At 63.6% G+C, this 4,788-nt stretch carries 2 protein-coding genes; both read left to right on the top strand.

Going from position 1 to position 4,788, the window contains the following annotated elements; all coding sequences use genetic code 11:
* Positions 1 to 1,008 (top strand): FecR family protein, encoded by a 1,008-nt coding sequence (locus tag HBF25_RS09960; protein ID WP_166947888.1) that lies wholly within the window; start codon positions 1 to 3, stop codon positions 1,006 to 1,008.
* Between the two features lie 135 nt (positions 1,009 to 1,143).
* A complete protein-coding gene (locus HBF25_RS09965; protein ID WP_166947890.1) occupies positions 1,144 to 3,942 on the top strand; it encodes a TonB-dependent receptor domain-containing protein in 2,799 nt (932 codons plus the stop codon).
* The last annotated feature ends 846 nt before the right edge of the window (positions 3,943 to 4,788 follow it).

The following is a 4,788-nucleotide window of genomic DNA, read 5'->3' on the forward strand; positions in this document are numbered from 1 at the left end:
ATGACGCACGATTTCCATTCCCTGCCGGAGACGGCCGAGGCCTGGGTGGCCCGGCTGGCGTCGCCGCGATGTAGCGTGAAGGATCGCGAGGCATTCTCGCGCTGGCTGCAGGAAGAACCCGGCCGCGATGCTGCCTTCGTGGAAGCGTCGCGACTGCACGACGCCGTCTTGTCCCTGCGCAACGATGCATTGCTGCGGGCATCCAGCCGGCAGGCCCGTGAACGCACGGCCCGCGGACGTCGCCAGCGCCAGTGGCTGCGTGTCGTTGCACCGACGGCGCTGGCGGCAAGCCTGCTGCTCTGGCTTGGTTTCACGGTGGTTCCGCGCATGCTTGCCGAGCGGCCTGTCGCCCGGGTAGAGCGCATGCTCGGTGCACCGGATCGCATCGTACCCACCGCACTTCCCGATGGCACGAAGGTGGTAATGGACGCCGGTTCGGCCATGTCACTGCGCTTCGATGACGACCATCGCGTCGTCACCGTGGAGCGGGGGCGGGTGGAGTTCGTCGTGGCCCATACCGGCGTGCCTTTCGAAGTGCATGCGGGTAGTCATGTGATCCACGATATAGGTACCACCTTCCAGGTAAGCGACATCGAGGGCGCCGTTACCATCGGGTTGCTCGAAGGCGCCGTGTCGATCGACCGGGCTTCGTGGAGCGGTACGCGCGCGCTCTCGCCCAACCAGCAGATCCGCTTTGCCGCCGACGGCAGCACGGATGGCGTGACACCGCTGGATGCCGAGTCCGCACGCAGCTGGACGCGTGGCGAACTGGTCTTCCGGCAACACCGGCTGGACGAACTGCTGACCGAAATGAATCGCTATTCCGAGACCAAGGTACGCCTGGGCGACCGCAGCCTCGGTGCGGTGGAAGTCAGCGGAAGCTTTCATGCCGGTGACCAGCAGGCCCTGGTCAGGGCGCTCGAGGCAGGATGGTCGCTCAGGGTCGAGCGGCGGGGGACGAACGAACTGGTGCTGTATCCGGACGACGGCACGGTGAAGACGCACTGAGGAACCATCCACTGAACGCATCGCCGCCGAAAGGCACGAGCTAGCCGTATGCGCGCCGGGGGGCCGCGGATCGGCAGATACGGAAGAGCGGCATTCGGCTTGCTCATGGCGTTGTGCTGTGCGCGCGGTCTGGCCGTGGCCGCATCTGCGGACGTCAACTACCAGATCGCCGCAGGACCACTCGATGACGTGCTGCGGGCACTCGCCCGCCAGGGCAACGTGCAACTGCTTTACGACGCAGCGCTCACATCGCTGAAGCACAGTGATGGCGTCCATGGCATGCACGAGACCAGCGATGCGTTGAAGGAAGTACTCCGTGGCAGCGGTCTGAAGGCCGTTGTGGTGGACGGCAAGACCTTTGTGTTGCGCAAGCTGCCGCCACCGCCGCCACCTGTTGAAAAGCCCTTGCATCGTATCGAGGCGCTGCCAGCCGCGACACGCCTGCTCCCGGTGGAGGTCACGGGTTCGCATATCCGCAGGACGGATGTCGAAACGGCATCGCCCATGACGGTGATCGATCGCGAGCAGATCGAGCACAGCGGCTACCAGACCCTGTATGACCTTCTGCGCGCGCAACCGGGCATCCGCGTGAGCAACTCGCCGGTGAGCACCACCGATGGCGCGGTCTACCAGAACAACGGCCTTTCCGGTGCGAGCGGTGCCGCTGCCGTGGACCTGCGCGGCCTGGGTTCGGCCGCCACGCTGTTCCTGATCGACGGGCAGCGCATGGCGGGCTATGGCCTGGCGCAGGATGATTTCAGCGTCGTCAACGACCTGAACAGCATTCCGCTGGCCCTGGTCGAACGCGTGGATATCCTGCGCGATGGTGCATCGGCCATCTACGGCTCCGATGCCATGGCCGGTGTCATCAACGTGGTGCTGCGAAAGAATGCCAGCGGTGCCACGCTCGACGGCAGCTATGGCTGGTCGGATCGTGGCGATGCACGCCAGCGACGGGGAACGGCCACCTTCGGCGGTTCGCTGGGCAATGACGGGCACGCCATGTTGAGTGTCGATTATCTCCAGCGCGATCCTTTGCTGGGCAGAGACCGTTCCTGGGCGGCCCTCACGAAAGGCCCGGCGGAAGGTGGGCGAAGCACGCCATCGGACGATAATTTCTTCCTCGACAACGCGCGGATCCTGTTCATGCCCGCGGACTGCGCGCCGGCCAAGCGCAGTCGCCTTGGCGTCTGCCTTGACGATGGTGCGGGTGTCACCAGCCTGCAGGGTGCCCTCAACAGCCGTTCGGTGATGGCCCGCCTCGATCATAGCTTCGGCAGCGTGGAGGCCTATGCGGACCTGCGCTGGACGCGCGTGGAACAGGAACAGCAGTCTGCTCCGGTGAAACAGAGCCTTCTGCTTCCCGTGGGTCATCCCGACAACAAGAGCCAGGATGACCTCGCCGTCTACGACTACTCGTTCAATGACCTGGGGCCGGTGCGGGACAACACCGTGTCGATCAGCCGCTTCCTCACCCTTGGCGCACGTGGCGCCTGGGGAGACGGGGAATGGGACGTGCATGTCAACGAACAGCACAACGACAGTTCCGACGTGCTGATGGGCCTGCTTCGCGCCGATACGCTGGCGCAGGCCGTGCAGATGGGTTCGTTCCATATCAACACCGTCAATACGACCCAGGTGCGTAACGCCATCTCACCCGTGCTCCATCGACGCGCGGAAACGACCCAGAACGGGATAAGCGGGCATGCGTCGCATCCCGTGGGCGAGCTTCCGGGCGGTACCGCCACGGTGGCGGTCGGCGTGGAGGCCTATCGCGACCGGCTGCATGACATCCCGGACCCGTTGATCCTCAGCAACCGGATTTTCCAGTTCCAGACGCCGTCGATCCGCAGCGAGAACCGCTGGAGCACGGCGGCGTATGTCGAATCGTTCCTGCCGGTGGCGCACCGCCTGGATGCGGACATCGCCTGGCGCTTCGACCGCAGCCAGGGCTACGGTCATGCCTGGTCGCCGAAACTGGGCCTGGTCTGGAAGGCGCTCGATGGCCTCAGCATCCGTGGTACCTGGGCCCGCGGCTACCGGGCTCCGAGCCTTTTGCAGCTGAGCCGGCCGACATCGCTTGCCTCGGCCGGTTTCCTCACCCAGGTGCCCAAAGGGGTGCTTCCCTGCGCGGAAGAGGCCTATGTCGACCGCTACAGCAGCTATTGCGAGCTACGCCTCAACTCCGTCAACAACCCCCAGCTACGGCCTGAGACGTCGAAGAGCTACACGCTGGGCGTGGTCTGGGCGCCCAGCGACGATGCCAGCATCACACTGGATTACTTCCGCATCCGCCGCGACAACGAGATCAACGTACTACCGATCACCTACGTGCTGATGCATCCACGGCGTTACCCACGCCTGTTCGAGCGCAACGCGGCAGGCGAGCTCGTGGCCCTGGACCAGCAGCTGGCCAACCTGGGCAAGACCGATGCCCGCGTGATCGACCTGGAAACCCGCTTCCGGATCGACACGACACGGTTGGGCCGTTTCGACATCCATGCCGATGCCAACTACCTGAAGCGCCTGGACCGCACCATCGTGGATGGCATGCCGGTGGAGCACTACGCGGGATATGCCTCCCAGCCCCGCTGGACCGCATTGCTGGGCGTGGACTGGCGCTATCGCGACTGGACCACCACCACCAACGTCCGCTACACGGGGTCGTATCGCTACGAGACCTCGTCCGGCAGCTTCCAGACCTGCCCTGTCTACCTGGCCGCTGCAGGCAAGTGCACCACGCCCGCCTTCGTGCTGGTGGATCTCAACCTGGCCTATGCGGGCATCCGGAACTGGACCATCGCATTCAACGTCCACAACCTTCTCGACCATTCGCCGGAGTACTACGGGTCGCCTGGCACGGCGTACAACCCGCTTTTCGACGACGTGGTGGGGCGGGCCTACCAGCTCAGCTTCACCTTGCGATTGCGCTGATTGTATCCGGGGGTAGGGGGGTAGGGGGGTGGGGCCCCGGTGCGTTATCAATAGTGTGCGCGGCGCTGTCCGCGGCCCGTGCGCATGTGGTGCCCCCTGGAGGCCGGCAAGGATGCCGGCCTTCTTTTCGTGCGTGCTTTTCCCCAGGCACCCGTTGCATATCCATGCGCATGCGTACTGAATGCATGCGCCGATGCTTGCATGTCGAAGCAATGTGGCCGAAGGAACAATATCGGCACGAAGCATCCACGCGATCCTTCAAAGATGCACTTCATTGCATACATGTTTCGCTTGACGTCACTGATGACGGCTGCTTTTTCCCTGCGAATTGCGATGCCAGTCACATCTAACGCATCGCAATGGCTGCATTTTGGCGTTGTGGCCGAAAACACACCCTGATTGGTATCGAAGGAAATTACCTGAACAGGTTACTTTCGGGATCCCCCTGGGAATAACCCTGTCGTCGCGAAGAAGTGGGCGCGGCGATCAAACCGGAACATAAGGACTGGCAACGGTGGGATTCATGCGAGCCAACAAGGTCCTGGCGCGGTGTCGCTGTGCGCGGCGCCGCAGATGTACGTCACGATGCGAGCCACCGTGCGGACGGTGTTGACCGGAATCGCTTAAACCGACACATCCATGCGGAGCTGACGGTCATAAGAACGCCATGCGTGGCGGTATATGGTCGGGCAGTCCCCCTCATCACATCGCCGGATCGACGCACTGACCGAACACAGTGCGGTGAGTCCCCCTGCGCGTCGTTTTCGCGGTGAGTGATGCGAGAAACAAAAAGTTCTTATGGCTGGTGTTCGCCATTAATCAGGATGGTTATTGGAGTCTGCTTGT

The organism is Luteibacter anthropi, assembly GCF_011759365.1.
Lineage (GTDB): Bacteria > Pseudomonadota > Gammaproteobacteria > Xanthomonadales > Rhodanobacteraceae > Luteibacter > Luteibacter anthropi.

Bases quoted from the DNA above. Each gene is read 5' to 3' on its own strand.
- HBF25_RS09960 (WP_166947888.1), top strand. From the start codon at position 1: ATGACGCACGATTTCCATTCCCTGCCGGAGACGGCCGAGGCCTGGGTG.